Here is a 17,613-nt window from a genome sequence, read left to right on the forward strand (position 1 = left end):
AACCCCTTGACCAGAATCGGTAGCGTCGTCCGCTCCCGCAGCCCGGCGATGTCGTTCCACGTCAGCGACGGCCGCGAGTAGGTGTCGAGGAAGGTTTCGACACTCGCCCGTGGTAGCGGAGACACGAAATTGCGGACGAAACTGCCGGGCACGTTGCGCGCCAGCGACAGCAAAGTCTTCACCGCGGCCCGTGTGACCTGCACCGGTGGCCGTTGGCCGGCCGCCTTCGCTGCCGCGACCCGGTCGCGCACGGATGCCATGAACTGCTTGTCGGAGGTGTACTGCGCGATGCCGATCGCCTGCGTGAACGGTAGCGAACCGATGTTGAGGTCCTGGGGACGCCAGCCGAGCAGGGTGGTGTCAACGGTGACCACCAGGGCGTCGGCGGAGATGGCCTCGGCGCGTTGGATGAAGCTCTCGACCACGGCGTCGTTGGTCGACCAGTACAGCTGAAACCAGCGTGGAGCCCTGCCGGAACTCTCAGCGGCCACCTGGTCCATCGCGGCGGCGGTGTCTTCCATCGACGCCGAGCCTTGATTGGAAAAGATGTAGGGCAGGCCGACGGACGCGGCGGCAGCACCGATTTCGACGTCGGCGTGTGGGTAGACGAGTCCGGCGGCGCCGACCGGCGCCACGAGTATCGGGGCCGGCAGTCGGCGACCGAACAGTTCGACCGTCAGGTCGCGTTGCGAACAGTCCCGCAGCATGCGCGGCACGATGGCCCACTTGTCCAGTGCGGCGCGGTTGTTGGTGATACCGGCGCCTTCACCGGCTCCTCCGGCGACGTACGCCCACGCCTGTCTGGTCATCTTCGACTTCGCCGCCCGCTCCAACGCGACGAAGTTTGTGGGCACCGCCGGCGTGCGGCCGAATACGCCGTTGCGGTAGATCGTTTCCTGGCGCTGCCGCCCCGGCTGCCCTTCGGCTGTTGTCATCGCCGTCCAATCCGTCCCAGTACGAAGCCGATCGTGAGCCACGCTAGTCCGCACGGGACGGACCCGGTTATCCGGCGAAGCCGAGCAGTCAGTGACTAGTTACTGCGGGCCGCCCAGCGGGCGAAGGCAATCAGGTGCCGGGTGCGCTCGGTGTCCTCAGTGAGGTCGTGCAGTCGGGCGGCGAGCAGGTCGTGCCAAAGCAGGTGGCCCTGCTCCGCGCCGTCCGGCGACACGACCCGCAGTGGGCGCCCGTCGCATTCGGCAAAGACATTCGCGGCGTGACGCAACGTGTCGCGGGTGCCGGCGGTGCCGCCCACAGCATCCTGTGACGGCTCGGGGTGCATCACGTCCGCCACGAAGAACGTCTCCAGTGGGTCGGTGGTGTACTCGTACGTCAGATGCAGACCCCGGCGCGCAATCTTTTCGGTCAAGATCGATCGGTCAAGCAGCAGTACCGAGGCGGCGTAGGCGGTGACCGAGGCGATGATCAGCGGAAACAGGGCCGGCCATGCTCGGGTCAGTTCGAGAGTGAACACCACCCCGGTCAGCGGCCAACGCAGGACACCGCCGATCACCGCCGCCAAGCCCAGCAGCGCCCAGAATCCCGGAAAGACTGTCGGCAGCCAGTGCCCGACCAAAGCGCCCAGCGCGCCGCCGATCATGAAGACCGGTGCCAGTACACCGCCCGAGGTTCCTGAGCCCAACGACAACGACCAGATCAGGGTCTTGACCAAGAGAATGCCGACGATCAGGGACAGGGCGGCTTTGGCCGGTGAGGAGCGCGTCGATGACGTCGTAGCCGACACCCAGAGCGCGTGGCTGGACCAGCCCACCCAGACCCGATGATCAGACTGCCGATCGCGGGCCACCACATCCAGTGGATCGGAAGATGCGCGAAGGCATCTTCGGCCAGGTACACCAGCCGGGTGGCCACGATGGACACCACGGCGCCGCACATACCGATGACGAGTGCCAACACGTCGATGTGCCAGCGGATGTCGCTGACTGACGCAACGACGGGAAACACCGGCGCGGCACCCAGAATGAATTGGCGCACCACGGTCGCCACCGTCACCGCGGCGGTCACCGGAACCAGGCTGCGGGGACGCCATTCGAACAACAACAGCTCGACCGCCAGCAGAACGGATGCCAGCGGCGAATTGAACGTGGCCGCCATGCCGCCGGCGGCGCCGGAGACGAGCAGGACCTTGCGTTCATCGGCGGTCAGATGCAGGTATTGAGCCAGAATCGAGCCGAGCGCTCCGCCCGTCATAATGATCGGGCGCTCGGCGCCGAACGGGCCACCGGTACCGATGCTGATCGCCGCTGAAACAGGTTTCAGTACTGCAACATTGGGATCGACGCGACTGCCCAGGGTGAGAATCGCCTCGATCGCCTCCGGCATGCCGTGACCACGGATCTTGTCCGACCCGAACCGGGCCATCACGCCGACCACCAGACCGCCGGCCACCGGCGCGCCCAACACCAACCACCACGGATGGTGACGCGCTCCCGGCGCCACCAGGTCGACGGCCCAGCGCTGATAGAACGACAGGTTGGTCACCAGCCCGATCAGCCGCAGCAAGCACCACGCCGCGGCCGCCGACAGCGCACCGATGGGCAGTGCCAGCGCCGTCGTGATCAGCATCCGCCGGTCAACGGAGAAGTCCGCCAAGCGCCCGCTCATACCCGCGCCTCGTCATCGATCCGATCGATGATGCGCGTCAGGCCGAGCGCAGTGGCCGAGCCTGTCGCCGCATCCGTTCGGGCGAGCGCGGCACGCAGCACCGAGCATGGCGAAAGTTCGCACGCGCGCAGGTAGACGGCCAGATCACCCTCACTGAGGTGGTCGATCATCTCTGCAATATTGCACTATGCAAAGCTCGACTTGGACGGTGTCCGGACATACGCGATCCGCCCCCTTTCCGCCACCGTGCAACGGACGAGCGCAGCCACCACCGGGCGGGCATCCGTTACATCACTATGGTGTGAGGGATTGCGACTCCTGTGGCAATGGGGCCTGGGCGCGGCTACCAATGGACCGAGGATCCGATGAGTGACAACTTCGATGAGCGTCCACTGACCGCCTTCATCATCAGCGATAGCGCACCGCCGGTCAGCCCGGCGCCGCTCAACCGGACATGGATGGCGGCAACCCGTAGAGGTTGGGCGAATCGGTGTCTGCCGATGCTGATCGCCAATCAAAGCGGGTGGGTGGTGCACAATCCGTGCGCGTTCAGCGCGACTTGGCTCGGTCAAGAAGATCGCACTGGTGTGATGATCAACCCGGACAAGCGAGACAGCGGTCAGTTTCTGCCCAGCAGTCATTTCGGTTACGGCATTTTGACCTGGCATCTGCCGTTCCTGTTTCGCACTCCGCCCGGCTACAACCTCCTGGTCCGCGGACCGGCGAATTATCCGAAGGACGCGGTATATCCGTTGGAGGGCGTGGTCGAAACCGACTGGTCGGCAGCAAGTTTCACCATGAATTGGAAATTCACCCGCAAACTGATGCCGGTGCGGTTCGAGGTCGACGAGCCCGTCTGCATGATCGTCCCGCAACGACGGGGCGAGTTAGAAGCCTTCACCCCAGAGCTCCGCCATATCGACTCTGACGACGAGCTGCGCCGCAAGCACGAGATCTTCATTCGCTCCCGTGATGAGCTGGGGCAAATTCAGGCCGCGACAGACACCGCCGCGGCAGCGCGACTGCCGTGGCAAGGCGACTACACCCGCGGCACCCACACCGACGGCGAGGTCGGGCCGCAGGATCACCAAACCCGCCGCCATCTTCGTTCGTTCATCGATCGTCAACACGAGACGCAGTAGTCAGGCGGAACGCCAGCTGAGGGCTGGGAGTATGTGCCGTTCGCCACGCTCCGCTGCTGGCAGGACAGGCGGGCGGTAGTGTCTCTGACGTAAAAATCGCATTCGCGCGCTCGACTAACCGTGGCGCCACTCCCACATTCGCGAACCCTAACGATCGCAGGAAACGAGTCCTAGATGAGCACGACCGCAGGCGCCCACTTGCCCACCTTGCTGACCCTGCGCCGCATCGGTGCCGGCGCCGTCCTGGCGGTCACGGCGATGACGGGTCCGCAGGCTCTGCACCGGGCAGGCGCTGATGTGTGCCCCAACATCGATGTGGTGTTCGCGCGCGGAACACTCGAGCCACCGGGCGTTGGTGCGACTGGACAAGCATTCGTCGATGCACTGAACGCGCAGCTGGCCGGCAGGAACATCGGCGTCGACCCGGTGGACTACCCGGCGTCGCTGAACTTCCAGACAGCTGCTGACGGCGTGGCGGACGCCGCGAACAGAGTCACCTCGGTCGCCGCCAGTTGTCCGAGCACCCGGATCGTGCTCGGTGGTTACTCTCAGGGCGCTGCGGTCGCTGCTTACACCACGACCGACACCATTCCCGACGGATACCCGTTGCCCGACGGCATCACCGGACCCTTGCCGCCCGCAACCGCCGCCCATGTCGCAGCCGTGGCGCTGTTCGGCAAACCCTCGAGCGGCTTCCTCGACCTGGTCGACCGCAACGCGCCGCCCATCGTCATCGGGCAGAACTATGCGGGCAAGACGATCGAGCTGTGCGCACCAGGCGACCCGGTCTGCGACCCGGGTGGTCGGGACCGAGCCGCGCACAGCGCCTACAAGAGCAACGGGATGGCCGACCAGGCTGCTGAGTTCGTTGTCAACGAGGTCACTCCGCGCGACTGAGTCGTCCGGTCATCTGCGCGAAATAGCTCACGATAGCGGGGGGTGCTACTTCGCGTCGAGCTCGATGCGCGGGCGTGCGTCGCCGGCAATCATTCGTGCGTACGCCGCTGGGGCCTCATCGAGAGGCATCACTTCGATCGGCTCGGTCGGGTCAGCTGAATGCCGCGCTGTTCGCTTTGATGAACGCCTCGACCGTTGTCGGCTTCTTTCCGCCTATCGTTCGACGATGTCGTTGGTGCCGGCGAAGATTCCGTTGCGATAGTCGACGGCGACGTTGCTCAAATGCTGCGCCAGATATTCGGAACCCTTGAGATTGCAGGTCGTTCGCCCACGCCGGGATGTCCGCCGGCTCGTATCGGACAGGTTGCCTGAGTGCGTTGGAGATCGCTTCGGCGAGTTCGTAGTGATTCATTTCGACCGCGCCGGAAAACGTGGGCCGCAGATGTGTGGCGGCTTTCCGTTGCGGCTCAACTCATCGGTGAAGAAGCGACAGTTCTACCATCCCCCCTAACCCCACTTAAGTAAAGCCAAGGCTCAGAGACGTCGCAGTGGCCCCGTATTCGGGAGGGGACCAGATCGACCGCGCTATCCGAACTTTGGCCCGCGGGTGTGATGAAGGACGATCGAGTGAGGTGGTGCGGACATCCAGCAGTCAGCTGAGGGGTTCAATTCCACCGTTAGTTTTTGACACCTGGCTATGTGAAAGTGCTGTCAGCCGGTACCCTCGCGACATGGAAGCAGTTCCTGACGTGATGACGCTATCTGGGCGGCTGGCCACCGGTGACCGAACAGGCGCCCACGATTGGTGCCCCATCGAACGTGCGTTGGACACCATCGGAACACGTTCGGCTCTGCTGCTGCTGCGGGAAGCCTTTTACGGGACGAGAAGGTTCGAAGATTTCGCGCGACGAGCCGGAGTCACCGAACAAATCGCGGCGACTCGTCTCAAGCAGCTGGTCGATGCTGGAGTGCTGTCCAAGCAACCGTATAAGACACCGGGGCAGCGCACTCGCTACGAATATGTCTTGACCGGGCGTGGTCGGCAACTCTTTCCCGTGCTCGTCAGTCTGGTCGAGTTCGGCTTGCTGCTGCAGGGGGACGCCAGCCGACTCGAACTCGTGCACGGCGGGGGTTGTGGGGCACCGGTGGTCACCCACGTGCAGTGCGCCGAAGGCCACAGCGTCCCTCTGGCGCAAACTCAGGCCCGCACCCGCGCGAGAAAGCAGCGTTGAGGCTCGGCCTGCAGAAACTAGTTCTTCATCGCCTCGGCACCCGGGTGCGACCTGGTGATCAAGGATTCAGACGTGTCCGATACGCATCCTTTCGACCGTGCCATCCGCCTGGAAACCATCGATGACGTGACACGCCGCGGCTGGACCCAGCACGAGTGGGCCAACATGGGCGGTCCCTTCGGGGGTATCACCGCCGCCACGATGGTGCGCGCCATCGAGGCCCACCCCGACCGCCTCGGCGAGCCGCTGGTGATGACCGTCAATTTCGCTGCGCCCCTCGTCGACGGCGAGTTCGACATCACTCTTCGAGCACGGCGCACCAATCGCACCAATCACCACTGGATCGTCGAGCTCAGCCAGGAAGATGCGGTGAAAACCACCGCCACTGCGGTGTTCGGAATTCGCCGCAACACCTGGGCCGACATTCAGGCGACCCCTCCGAATACGACGCCGCCCGAGCGCATCACATCGAGCCAACAGTAAGGCCTTCCCGTCTGGGTATCGTGTTACGACATGCGTTTTGCCGATGGCGGTTTTCCCGGCGCAGACCGGCAGGTCAGTTCGTCATCGACGTCCACCGTATGGGTGCGGGACCGCGCGCTTCGCCTGGTCGACTATCCGGGCACTAGCTGCCCTCTGCGACGTCTTCTTTCCGCGAATCTTCCTGCGCCGCGGCCAGTTTGTCCCAGCAGGGACGATCTCGTTGACAACCTATTTTCATGCCGACCGGCAGCAGCTCGATGCACTGGGTAGCGACTTCGTACTGGGGAGTGCATGGGCCAACCGCTTCTCCGGTGGTTACTTCGACCAGAGCGTGCAGATGTGGACCCGCGACGGCAGTCTGCTGGCCACCACTCATCAGATCGTCTATTACAAGGCGTAGCTGCAGTTCTCGAAGAAGTGAGCGGCAACGACTCAGCGCAATAGGGCGTTAGTCATTGAAGCAGGTTTCAGCGATGCGGGCTTCGAGCGTGTTGCCGTCGCGGAGCTCGGCCACGTCGATTCCGAATGTGTCTTCCAGCACCTCAACGACCGCCGCCGCGTCCTCGAGCCGGATTTTTCTGGTCGCGCCGCCGCGGTGGATCGTCAAGTCGCGGCCGTTCAAATTCCAGCGGCCACCGTTGATGACCAACGCGACCGTCAAGCTGGTGACGAAGATCGAGGAAGGATACGTCGAGACGTACCAACTGCCGACTGTCAGATCGATCTGCGGCTGGGGGCGGGTGGACAACTGGTACAGCGCCCGCCACTCGTCACGAACCAACGCTCGCAACACCAACCGATCACCGCGGTCATCGAGGCGATACGGTTCGTGAGCCGTGTGCTGAACGACGCCGGATTCCAAACGAAGCGGCGAGGTTGGCGTCTGGCCGCCGAAACCGACATCAACCAGATAAGCGCCCTCGGTGTCCGGAACCGTCACCGCCAGCACCGTGTGCGTCTGCGCGGGCAGCGGTGCACCCGGTTCCAGCATCCAGACCACCCGGCCGGCCAGGCGCTGTACGCCGTAGCCCAGTTCCGCCAGCACGTACCCCATCAGCCCGTTCTGCTCGTAGCAGTAGCCACCCCGCCGCCGCCGCACCAACTTATCGATCAAAGCCCCCGGGCCCAGGTCGTCAACCGGCATACCTAGCAGCGGATCCAGGTTCTCAAAAGGAATCGTCTGGCTATGCGCAGTGACCAGCCCCTGCAACACCTCCACGGTCGGGGCGGTATCACCGCGATAACCGACGCGCTCGAGGTATCCGGCTACATCCGGCGCCATGGGCCCATTGTGGCCCTGCTATTAACCGAACACGCGGTGTCGTTGAAGCTCGTGAAGCGTGTTGCCGACGCCGGCCTTGCTTTGACGTTTGCCGCACCCAGCAACGGAACCGACTGGGCAGGGCCATGGCGCGCCGCTGTGGCAACGCCGCGTGACGGTCGTGTAAACACACTCACTTCGCCGGGATGGCAGGAAGCAGCGCGTTGGCCTCCGCGCGCGAACGGAAGGCGTCTGCTATCGAGCAAACGTTTCACCGGTGATGCGGCATTCGCCGCCTCAAGGCGTTCGCAGTTGCTAATCTCATGCGGTTCCCGCACTTCCGGGCAGCCGTCGTTACCCAGCACTGGGGGTTTTTTGTCAGCAGTAACGCCGAGGCCGTGGAGGGCGGCGTGCGCGGTGGCGCTCGTCGGCCTGTGTCTCGCGAGCGGCGCCGGTCTTGCGGTGTCGTCGTTCGCGGGGTTGGGCGGGCCGCGGGTAGCCGATGGGTGCAGAGCTATCGGCTTGCTGATTTTCGCAGTGTTCGCCACCGTCTGTGCCGGGCTGGCCGCAAATAAGGCACGGGGTCGACAACGACGGGCATGGGTCTTCCTGACCATCGGGCTGGCCGGCGAGATAGTCGCACTGACGATGTCGACCTATTACGTCGTGGAACGCGGCATCGATGAGGCCCCGTTCCCGCTGCCCGCGGTCTTCGGATTCCTGCTGCCGGCTGTCGGTTGCGTGGCGTTGGTGTCGTTTCCCGTCGGATACGAGGGTCTGTCTCAAGCGCGTCTACTGCTCGACGCGCTGATCGTCGAAGGGTCGACGTTTTTGGTGGCCTGGGTGGTTGTGCTGGATCGGGTGTACGCCGAGACCCGGGCGAACCACGTCGCTCTGAGCTTGTCGGTGGCGCTGGCGCTTGCGGCCATGGCGACGTTCACTACGGCGGTCCTGGTCCTGGCGCGGGCCCGCACCCAGCAGCGCCTGACGTTGACGCTGCTCACCGCGGGGCTCGCGCTGATGGCGGCATCAGACACGGGTCTGGTGGTATTCATCGCCAGCCATAAGGGCATAGATTTCCCCGTTGCCGGATGGGCCGTGGCCCTGCTGACATTGGGCCTGGCGGCGCTGTCGAGCCTGCGAGCGTTACCAGCCACCCGCGCGCCCGCGGTGCCGCTGCCGGCGCCAGTGCAGGTGTGGTTGCCCTACGTGCCGCTGATCGTGGCCGCCGTGATCATCAGCCTCGAATACCGGTCCAGCTTGCAAACCGGTTTAGTGCTCGGCACCGGAGTGCTGGTAGTGATGGTCGTCCTGACGCGTCAATTCCTGGTCGTAACCGACAATCGACGGCTGTTGGGCATGCTGGCCGATCAGGCACTGCACGACCCGATGACCGGCTTGGCCAACCGCACTTTGTTCGACGACCGGCTCGCACACGCCGTGCAGATGCACCGGCGCGATCAGCGCCCCGTCGCTGTGATTTCGCTGGATCTGGACGATTTCAAAGTCATCAACGACAGCATGGGGCATTCGGCCGGTGACGAGTTGCTCAAAGCCGCGGCGCAACGGCTTAAGGGCTGTGTCCGGATGGGCGACACAGTGGCCCGGGTCGGCGGTGACGAGTTCGCCGTGGTGATCGAGACAGCAGACGAGGACTGCCACCTGGTCGCACGCCGGATCACCGAGGCTTTCACCACACCGTTCGATGTCTCCGGCCAGCAGTTGGTAGTGCGGCCCAGTGTCGGGCTTGTCGTCGCCCCGCCCGACGGTGCGCAGCTGAGCGCCGAAGCGTTGCTCAAACAAGCGGACGCGGCCATGTACGCGGCTAAACGCCTGCGCAGCGGCGGTCTGCAAACATTTCGCGCAGGCATGGAACTTGCCAACGGCGACGAGCGCGATTCACCCGACCGTTCCGACAGAAAATCAGCGCGCGACGGCGCCGTCGTCGTGCGACTACTCGGCGAACTACGGCAGGCGATCGAGCGGCGCGAGTTGGTCACGGTGTATCAGCCGAAGTTCGACCTGCACAGCCAGGAGATCGTCGGTGCGGAAGCACTGGTGCGCTGGCCTCATCCCGACCGTGGTCTGCTGTGCCCGGAGCAGTTCCTGCCCTTGGTGCGCCAGCACGGTCTGATGCGCGCGGTCACCGAAAGCGTATTGGCGCAGGCGCTCGATGACGCCGTCGCCTGGCACCGTCAAGGTGCACGAATACCAGTGTGCGTCAACCTTTTTGCAGCATCGCTTGAAGACGTGTTCCTGCCGGCGCACATCGTGGAGGCTCTTAACAACCGTGAGCTGCCCGCGGATCGCTTGATCGTCGAGATCACTGAAGACCTGCTGGTGGAGGACATCGCAGTGGCCCGCACGATGCTTACCACGTTGCGCGGCAACGGCGTCCGCATCGCCCTCGACGACTTCGGAAGCGGCTACTCGGCCCTGCGCAACCTGCGAGAGTTGCCCATCGACGAGGTGAAGCTCGACAGCGACTTCATCGCGCCGATCCTGGTCGACGAGCGCGCGGCCGCGATCGTCCGCGCGGTCATCGACCTCGCCCACATGCTGGGTGTGATAACGGTCGCTGAAGGTGTGGAGAGCGCAGAAACCGCGGCCGCGCTGCGCGACTACGGCTGCGAAGTCGCTCAAGGCTTCTACTACAGTCCGCCGATCGCAGCGCCCGCGGTGCTCGAACTGTTGACGTGTTGCCCTAACGCCTGACCGACGCTGAATGCCGCATGGTGCAAAAGCGGCTTGCTAGCCCGTGGCCGACCGGCCCTTGCGGCGCTCACGAGGGCCGACGAGACCCGATTGCACAAGCGCATCGTCGATGAAGCGCGCAACTGGTCGAGACCGGATGAATCCGGCGTGCCCGCCCTGATACCACAGGATCTCAGGTTGACCCCAGTGCTCCCAAAGGGGAATGGTCTGCTCACGCGGATCCACCACCTGGTCCGCGACGCCCGCGTAGAAGAACCGGCCCCGTTCGGGTATTCGCGGCGTGAGGGACAACGGCGAGGTCATGCGGCCGAGGGGCTCGGCAAGGGTCAACGTGCGCCTGCGCGGGTCGTCGCGCTTGAGGCCGGCGTGCCGGGAAAGTAGCGTCACCAGGTCGGCGACGGGTACGCCGAGGATGGCGCAGGTGAGGTCGGACTCCAAGCTGGCGACGAGCGCGGCGATGTAGCCGCCCAGTGACATGCCGTTCAGGCCGATGGGTGAGTCAGGCTCCTGGCCGCGTACCCAGGACAGCAGTCGCCGGATATCCCATACCGCCTGTGCGGTGGCATGGACGTCATCGAGCGCGTCTTCGCCGGGGAACACCGCACCCGGGGGTAGGCCACGCGCCCGTGGGCCGTGCATGGGCAGCACCGGCAGCAGGACGTTCAGGCCAAGCTTCTCGTGTAGGTGCCAGGCGCGAAACAGAGCCAAATCCACTGCCGCGCGGCCCATCTCGGTGCCGTGGACACATATCAGCCACGGCGCCGGTTCGGGGTGGCGTAGCAGCAGCGCATAACCGCTTTTGATGCCCGGATAATGCAACCAGCGCTGCCGGCCCGGTTCCCCAGGATGTGGCGAGTACCCGCTGTCGAAGGTGATGCGGCGATAGGAACGTCGCCGACGCTGGACCGGGACGACCGTCGCGTCGTTCATGGCCGGCGGTGCGGTGAAGAATCCGAGGGGATTATCCAACCAACCGCGGCGCTCGTAGAGCTTCTGTGCCGCGATGACTTCAGTTGTGATGCGTTCGAAGGATTTCGGGCCGCTTACCGGGCGACGCAGTCCCAGACCCATCAGGACGACCTCGTCGCGAAACGCTTGCGCAACCAGTGCAGCGGTCGGCCGAGTGGGCGGTAGACCCTGCACTGCGCCGTCTCGGTAATCGCGCCGCGCATGACTGTAGTAGCGGCCCGTTCGTCTCAAAGGCCTGAGGGCCAGCCCTAGGGCACCGGCGCCCGGCACACGCAAGCCAGACCCGCGCCTGCCTGGCTTGACGGCGCTGTCCCGGGAGGTTGCCATATTTGCAGGCTAGTGCCCAATGTCCTGGTGGCCGACCCAAAAGGGCGTGGTAGTTCTCACCGTGCCCCGTCCGGGTGATCCACATCACAGTCCCGGGTTGTGCCACGGGAGCGCATAGGGAGCACGCATCCGTGTCATCCGATTTGGTCGTCTCCATCAAGCGAGTGATTGGTGAGACGATACGTCGCAGCGGCAACCTGGATGATCTCCGGACGATCGGCCGTCATGATGAATCCCGCTTGAATCGCTGTGTCCAGGGCCGTGGTGAAGCGGTGCAGGTAATCCTTCGCCCCGCCGGGGTAGAGCCTGCGCAGGGCGGCCGCGTCAAACAGTTCGCCGGAGCCGAAAAGAGTGGATAGCGCGCTGTCCTCGCTGCCGACACCGGATGTCCGTGCAATCGGTACGTCTACCCAGGGGGTCCTGATGCCGCCCTGCGCAATTCCGTTCTCGTCCGGAATCGGGTGGGGCGGGTCGGTATCGTCTAATGCAATGGGCGCGGCACTCGGCGCGGGTTGACCCGTTCGGACCCATTGGCACAGCTTCGACAACGCCGCCTGCAGAACATAGTGATGTTGTGGAGCGAAGTTGATGTAGTGCTCTAGTTGCTGACCCATCAGGATGTTGGTCGGCGCATACGCCGCGACGATCTCGTTCAGTGGTGTGGAGGCGGTGTCGATCGGTGCCACTTGGATCGTGTAGTTGTCGGCATGAGCGGTGCCGGTAATCTCCCACACCCGCAGCCAAGGATTGTCCGGCTGCCTGGCGAGGCGATATCCGAGTCGCGGGCCGCCCAAAAGGTCGGTCTCGGTGATGACGGCGATGACCGGGACGCGCAGGTCGGAACGAAATCTGACCGCTTGAGGTGTGCTGGTCGGTGATTCTTCGAATATGGAGCTGCCGTCCAGTGGCGCAGCAGGCCCGAACCGTGAATGCACCAGGAAGCCGTCGTAGACGTGGGCGAGCGGATCGACGGCGTTGACGTAGGTCGTCAAGAACAGAGCAGACTGGGACTCGCCCACAGCGACGACGTGTTTTGGGCGCAGCTCGCGCAGAACACCGTTGCGCTCAGCATCCTTGATGAGCAGGCCGGCCTGGCTGAAGATGTCGTAAGAGAACGCGTCGCCCGGGTGGTGGAGGGATGCATACCGGAGCGGATCCTGGCTCTTCAGGGACATATCCGCGCCCATCAGGCTTGCGCCGCCCTGAACGCCCACCCGCTGGACCGAGACTGCGACGTAAGCACAGCCAGCGCGCACCATTTCACGATGCGCCATGAACCACACCGCCGGAGCATCGATTCCGCCGCTCACGTTGAGCCACTCGACGAGCACCGTCCCACTGAAAGCCGCGTGATCCGCCGGCGTCAGCACCACCAACCGCGTGGTGTAATCAGCAACGCCTGAGGGCTTTACGAGCCACTGGCCGTCTGGACCGAGCGCCGCCGCGGGAGTATGGGACGACGCTGTTCCGGAGATGAAGAATTCCGCTGCGATGTAACCCATTTCGGAAACGTCGAAAGCTCCCAGCAGCAGCGCAGGCCTCCCGGGCGCCGGTGTGACGCGAGGAGCCGTCACGGCGTTCTGCCGTCGAGGGATGAAGAAGGCGTCGCCGGAACGGTGCTCACGGGCACCCGTACGTCAGCCTCAGGCGACGCTCAAGCTGCTGAGACACGGTTACTTTCGTACACGCACTGACGACAAGATGTTGCGGATTGGTGAGCGATTCTAAAGAGATGAACCTCCGCGACGTCCGGCTCCTCCGTCATAATCGGCCAGTGACAGCACCCGCCGCAACGGCGAACGAATGATGACCGCGAGCGTGCTGTTGGGAGCGGTCGCCTTGGTCGAACTCGCCGGCATCGTCGCCCTCGGTGTTCTGCTCATCGTGTCACGACGGCAGCTGAAGGGAGCACGAGCCGAACTCGAGCGCAGCCGCAAACGCGTAATTAGCCGGCGCCGACGGCGGCCGGGGGTCGCGCCTTTTGTGATCAGGACGGCTTGGAAGACGGCCGATTCGCTGAGGACGAAAGGCATTGGCGCCACGGTCCGAAACTCAGTCGAAGTCGACCTGTTTCGGATAAGGGAGCATTACGGTGGGACACGAAGACCTCCGGTGATGAGTAGTGCGTTCCTCGACAGCTCGCACTTCACTCGGAGGTCTTCGTCATGTCACCACGCCACGCCGTCACCAACGTCCATGGTCGGAACAGCTAGTTCAGGGTCGCCGAAAGGTAGCCCGAGTTGGCGCCGAATGACGCCAGCTCGTCGTCGGGCAACTCGAAGCCGTTGACGGCGTACGCCTGCTGGGTTGTCCGAATGTCGATCTGCCAACCGTGGGCGGCGAGGTAGTCGGCGGCGGTATTGCGGTCACCGGTGTAGAACAGCTCGGCGAGGTTGATGTTGGAGCCGATGCGTCGGGACCGCTCCGTGAGGCGCTCCGCCCAGTCCGACGGGATGCCGCGCAGGTCCAAATGTTCGGTGGCGATCCGGCTGCCCGGCGCCGACAAGGCGGCGATGTTGTCGAACAAGCGGTCCTGCGCCTCAGGCGGCAGGTAGACCAGCAGCCCTTCGGCGCTCCAGGCAGTCGGCTGGCTGGTGTCCAACCCGGCCTCCTTGAGTGCCGAAGGCCAGTCGTCACGGAGGTCGACCGCGATCGTGCGGCGCTGCGCGGTGGGCTCGGCGCCCAGCCCGGCCAGGGTCGTCGTCTTGAACTCGATGACCTCCGGTTGATCGATTTCGAATACGACCGTGCGGGCGGGCCACGGCAACCGGTAGGCCCTGGTGTCCAGGCCGGAGGCCAGGATCACAGCCTGTCGGATGCCCGAACCGGTCGCCTGACGGAAGAAGTCATCAAAGAAGCGGGTGCGCACGGCGATCTGCTCGTTCATGGCCCGGCGATTGAGCAGTGGATCGTCGGTCTGACCGATCTCGCCGTCGATCAGCTTGACGAAGGTGTCGATGCCCACCGCCCGGACGAGCGGGTCAGCCCACGGGTCGTCGAGCAGCGGATCCGGAGCCTTTGAGGCCATCGCGCGCGATGCGGCGACTGCAGTTGCGGTCGCGCCAACACTGGATGCCAGATCCCAGCTGTCGTTGTCGGTGCGGGTCATTCGTCGAGCCCCTCTCTGCGCAAACTGCGCATTACTTAGCCTAATTAATCACTTCGCCCCAACCGTACACCTGCCGCCGCGAGGCGCTTGCGGCCGCAGTTCGCGGGGTACATGCCTGCGAATACCGGTGCAGGAGGAGGTGAGATGTCGGCGGATCCGGATTGCCCGAAACGGATGGAGTTCGGGCCCTGCGGCGGCGTGCGGCCCGACGGCCAGTGCGAGATGCGCCCCGGAGCGTGTGCCTTCGCCGACGTGGTGGCCTGGTCGGGTACGCCGATTGCACCCCGACCCGCCGCTGCGCCGTTGGTGCTCACCGATTTCAGCGCAACGCCGTTCGACCGTGACGACATCGCGGCGACCGCCGCCGTCTTGTCGGGGGGCTGCGACGCCGTCCTCGTCGGCGAGCATCAGAACAAACCCGACTTTCCACCCACGCTTTTGGGATCACTGCTGCTCGATGCGGGCGTGACGCCGTGGATCACGTTGTCGTGCCGGGACCGCAACCGCGTGGTCCTCGAGCAGGAACTGAGGGGTCTGCGCAGCATTGGCGTCGACACGGTGTTGTGTGTCACCGGTGACGGCCGCGGCTATGACGTCCGCCCCGACGTGACGCAGATCTTCGACCTCGACGGCTTGCGCCTGGTGTCGCTGGCCGCCTCGGTCGGCGTGATTCCGGCGGCGCCGGAAACGCCCACCGCCCCGCCCGTGCATGCCCGGCCGGCCCGATTGGTGGAAAAGCAGCGGGCCGGAGCGAGCCTGGCCGTGCTGAATCACGTGCCGTTTCCGGACATGGTCACCGGGTTCATGAAAACGGCGCGGTCGGCCGGCCTGTCGATTCCAGTGGTGGCCGCCGTGGCGGTATTCACCGACAGCGTCTCAGCGGCCGTGCTGCAGGGATTGCCCGGCCTCGAACTCGACGAGTCGGTGACCGAGCAGGTGCTCAGCGCAGCGGACCCGGTGGCTGCCGGCATCGCGGCGGCAGTCACCGAAGCCCGGGCGCTGCTGGCGATCGAGGGTGTCGAGGGCGTGAACGTGTCCGGGCTCGCATCAGCGTCGGGCACCCGCATCGGCGCGGAGATCAAGGCAGAGGTGGGTCGTCGGATCAGGGCGGAGGCAGCGTGATCGAAGCGATGGAGGCGGAGTTCGACACCGTCGCGGAATGGACGGCGCAAGTGGCCGCTGATCTCGGGCCGGAATTTCATGTGCCTGCGGGATGCCGGGGCAGCGGAAGTCCGGCGGCCCTGGACTGGCTCATGGAGCAGATGGGTCTGGCAGCAGGTGACGTGTTGCTGGACTGCGGGGCCGGCGTCGGCGGTCCGGCCGCCTACGCGGCCGGCAAACGTGAGGTGCAGCCGGTGCTCGTCGAGCCCGAAGCCGGCGCGTGCCGCGCAGCGCAGCGATTGTTCGGCTACCCAGTGCTCTGCGCTGACGGCTCGGCGCTGCCGGTGGCGGACGCGAGTTTCGACGCCGCCTGGGCGCTGGGGGTGCTGTGCACGACTCCTGACCAGTTGACGTTGCTACAGGAACTGCGGCGCATTGTGCGGCCTACCGGAAGCATCGGATTGCTCGCCTTTGTTGCGCGCCGCGACCTGCCAACCGACCGCACCGAAGGCAACCACTTCCCGACGTCCAGCCGCATTCGAGATCTGGTGCAGGAATCGTTGCTGCGCGTCGACCAGTGGCTTTGTACAGCTGATCTTCCCGCAATCCCCGAAGAGTGGAATGAGCGCGTCGACACAGTCACGAAGACTTTGGCTGACCGGTACGGGCACACGGAGGCTTGGCGATTGGCCGAACGGCAGAGTTCAGGAATCGCGCGGCTGCTCAAAGAAGGCGCCGTGACTGGCGAGTTGCTGGTGCTGCGTCATGCGTGACCGGCGGCCCGGAACGCGGCGGTAATCTCGGCGACCCTCGGGTCCTCGCGCAACTCCTCCAGGGTTTCCGGAAGCGGCAGCCGCCAGTTCGGGTATTCGTCGATGGTGCCGGGCAGGTTGGGTTGCCGAAGCTCGCCGACCACGTCGTAGGGCGAGATCAGCTTGAGCCGGCTCGGCGTAGCCGCCAACAACCGATGCATTGCCAGGATGATGGCTGCCTCGTCCGGCTCCGAGGAGCTTCTCTCGTCGAGCAGCTTTTCAGAGCGCAGCAGCGCCAGCCACTCTGCGCGCTCCTTCTCGGCGTTGGCCTGTTCGGCCGGCACGTCGTCGAGCAGACCGAGGTCGGCGCGGGCCCGTACGTGCTCGCCGCGTAGAAAGCCTGCCGCGGTGGGCAAGTCGTGGGTGGAGAGGCTGGCGGCTGCACGCGCCGGCCACTTCGCCGGGGGAAAGAGCGGCTCGTCGGGTGCGGACTGGTCCCGAGTGAACCAGGACACCGCACACCCGAGCATTCCCCGGTCGGCCAGCCCTTCGGTCACCTCCGGTTCGACGGTGCCCAGATCCTCGCCGACGACGACGGCTCCCGCCCGGTGCGCTTCCAGCGCCAACACCCCGAGCATCACGTCGGCGTCGTAGTGCACATAGGTGCCGCGGTCCGGACCGTCGCCGGGGGGAATCCACCACAGCCGCCACAACCCGGCGACGTGGTCGATCCGCAGACCGTCGGCGTAGGTGAGCACGGCGCGCAACATGTCCCGGAGTGCCGCGTACCCGGTGGCGGCCAGCCGGTCCGGCCGCCATGGCGGCAGCCCCCAGTCCTGCCCTCTCGGGGTGAAGTTGTCCGGCGGGGCCCCGACCCGCACCCCGGCGGCGAGCACGTCGGCAAGCGCCCAGGAGTCGGCGCCGTCGGCGTCGACTCCGACCGGAAGGTCGTGCAACACGCCCAATGCCATGCCGGCGTCTCGTGCGGCACTGCGCACGGCGG

The 17,613-nt window shown here is 65.2% G+C and carries 15 protein-coding genes and 1 pseudogene; 7 read left to right on the plus strand and 9 right to left on the minus strand.

Annotated elements, in window-relative coordinates; translation table 11 throughout:
* From WA317_RS21605 to WA317_RS21620, 4 genes are all read right to left on the minus strand, one after another.
* A partial coding sequence (locus WA317_RS21605; protein ID WP_425174972.1) for an alpha-hydroxy-acid oxidizing protein occupies window positions 1–935 on the minus strand: 935 nt, incomplete at its 3' end.
* A gap of 95 nt (window positions 936–1,030) precedes the next feature.
* Entirely contained in the window at window positions 1,031–1,741 is a 711-nt protein-coding gene (locus WA317_RS21610; protein ID WP_425174973.1) for a chloride channel protein, read from the minus strand.
* Window positions 1,684–2,622: a chloride channel protein gene (locus WA317_RS21615; protein WP_425174974.1), complete on the minus strand. Its 939-nt coding sequence runs from the start codon at window positions 2,620–2,622 to the stop codon at window positions 1,684–1,686. The genes WA317_RS21610 and WA317_RS21615 overlap by 58 nt, the downstream gene beginning before the upstream one ends.
* Window positions 2,619–2,792 (minus strand): hypothetical protein, encoded by a 174-nt coding sequence (locus WA317_RS21620; RefSeq protein WP_425174975.1) that lies wholly within the window; start codon window positions 2,790–2,792, stop codon window positions 2,619–2,621. The genes WA317_RS21615 and WA317_RS21620 overlap by 4 nt, the downstream gene beginning before the upstream one ends.
* A gap of 195 nt (window positions 2,793–2,987) precedes the next feature.
* Here WA317_RS21620 and WA317_RS21625 point away from each other — a divergent pair, with 195 nt between their 5' ends.
* The 4 genes and pseudogenes from WA317_RS21625 (at window position 2,988) to WA317_RS21640 (ending at window position 6,776) form a co-directional block, all read left to right on the plus strand.
* The gene (locus WA317_RS21625; protein WP_425174976.1) at window positions 2,988–3,764 is read left to right on the plus strand and encodes a DUF6065 family protein; all 777 of its coding nucleotides are present in this window, start codon (window positions 2,988–2,990) and stop codon (window positions 3,762–3,764) included.
* 174 nt (window positions 3,765–3,938) lie between these two features.
* Window positions 3,939–4,661: a cutinase family protein gene (locus WA317_RS21630; RefSeq protein ID WP_425174977.1), complete on the plus strand. Its 723-nt coding sequence runs from the start codon at window positions 3,939–3,941 to the stop codon at window positions 4,659–4,661.
* 731 nt (window positions 4,662–5,392) lie between these two features.
* Window positions 5,393–5,893, plus strand: coding sequence for a winged helix-turn-helix transcriptional regulator (locus WA317_RS21635; protein ID WP_425174978.1), 501 nt, complete (start codon window positions 5,393–5,395; stop codon window positions 5,891–5,893).
* 72 nt (window positions 5,894–5,965) lie between these two features.
* A pseudogene (locus WA317_RS21640) lies at window positions 5,966–6,776 on the plus strand (acyl-CoA thioesterase).
* A gap of 48 nt (window positions 6,777–6,824) precedes the next feature.
* Here the strand turns inward: WA317_RS21640 and WA317_RS21645 are convergent.
* Complete coding sequence (locus WA317_RS21645) at window positions 6,825–7,658, minus strand: arylamine N-acetyltransferase family protein (RefSeq protein ID WP_425174979.1); 834 nt, start codon at window positions 7,656–7,658, stop codon at window positions 6,825–6,827.
* A 501-nt stretch (window positions 7,659–8,159) separates the two neighbouring features.
* On the opposite strand from WA317_RS21645, the gene WA317_RS21650 reads away from it, so the two are divergent.
* Window positions 8,160–10,352, plus strand: a complete 2,193-nt coding sequence (locus WA317_RS21650) for a putative bifunctional diguanylate cyclase/phosphodiesterase (RefSeq protein WP_425174980.1) — start codon at window positions 8,160–8,162, stop codon at window positions 10,350–10,352.
* 36 nt (window positions 10,353–10,388) lie between these two features.
* Here WA317_RS21650 and WA317_RS21655 read toward each other — a convergent pair whose 3' ends face one another.
* The 3 genes from WA317_RS21655 to WA317_RS21665 form a co-directional block, all read right to left on the minus strand.
* On the minus strand, window positions 10,389–11,648 hold the full coding sequence (locus tag WA317_RS21655; RefSeq protein ID WP_425174981.1) for an alpha/beta hydrolase family protein: 1,260 nt from the start codon (window positions 11,646–11,648) through the stop codon (window positions 10,389–10,391).
* A gap of 134 nt (window positions 11,649–11,782) precedes the next feature.
* Entirely contained in the window at window positions 11,783–13,222 is a 1,440-nt protein-coding gene (locus WA317_RS21660; protein ID WP_425174982.1) for an alpha/beta hydrolase domain-containing protein, read from the minus strand.
* Window positions 13,223–13,857: 635 nt separating this feature from the next.
* Window positions 13,858–14,757: a class I SAM-dependent methyltransferase gene (locus WA317_RS21665; RefSeq protein WP_425174983.1), complete on the minus strand. Its 900-nt coding sequence runs from the start codon at window positions 14,755–14,757 to the stop codon at window positions 13,858–13,860.
* A gap of 144 nt (window positions 14,758–14,901) precedes the next feature.
* Between WA317_RS21665 and WA317_RS21670 the strand changes: the two genes are divergently transcribed.
* Window positions 14,902–15,879 carry a methylenetetrahydrofolate reductase gene (locus WA317_RS21670; protein WP_425174984.1) on the plus strand — a complete coding sequence of 326 codons (978 nt, stop codon included), beginning with the start codon at window positions 14,902–14,904 and terminating at the stop codon, window positions 15,877–15,879.
* A complete protein-coding gene (locus tag WA317_RS21675; RefSeq protein ID WP_425174985.1) occupies window positions 15,876–16,631 on the plus strand; it encodes a class I SAM-dependent methyltransferase in 756 nt (251 codons plus the stop codon). The genes WA317_RS21670 and WA317_RS21675 overlap by 4 nt, the downstream gene beginning before the upstream one ends.
* On the opposite strand, the gene WA317_RS21680 is transcribed toward WA317_RS21675, so the two are convergent.
* A partial coding sequence (locus tag WA317_RS21680; RefSeq protein WP_425174986.1) for a 4-alpha-glucanotransferase occupies window positions 16,622–17,613 on the minus strand: 992 nt, incomplete at its 5' end. The genes WA317_RS21675 and WA317_RS21680 overlap by 10 nt on opposite strands.

Origin of the sequence: Mycobacterium sp. (assembly GCF_049802695.1) — a bacterium.
Taxonomy (GTDB): domain Bacteria; phylum Actinomycetota; class Actinomycetes; order Mycobacteriales; family Mycobacteriaceae; genus Mycobacterium.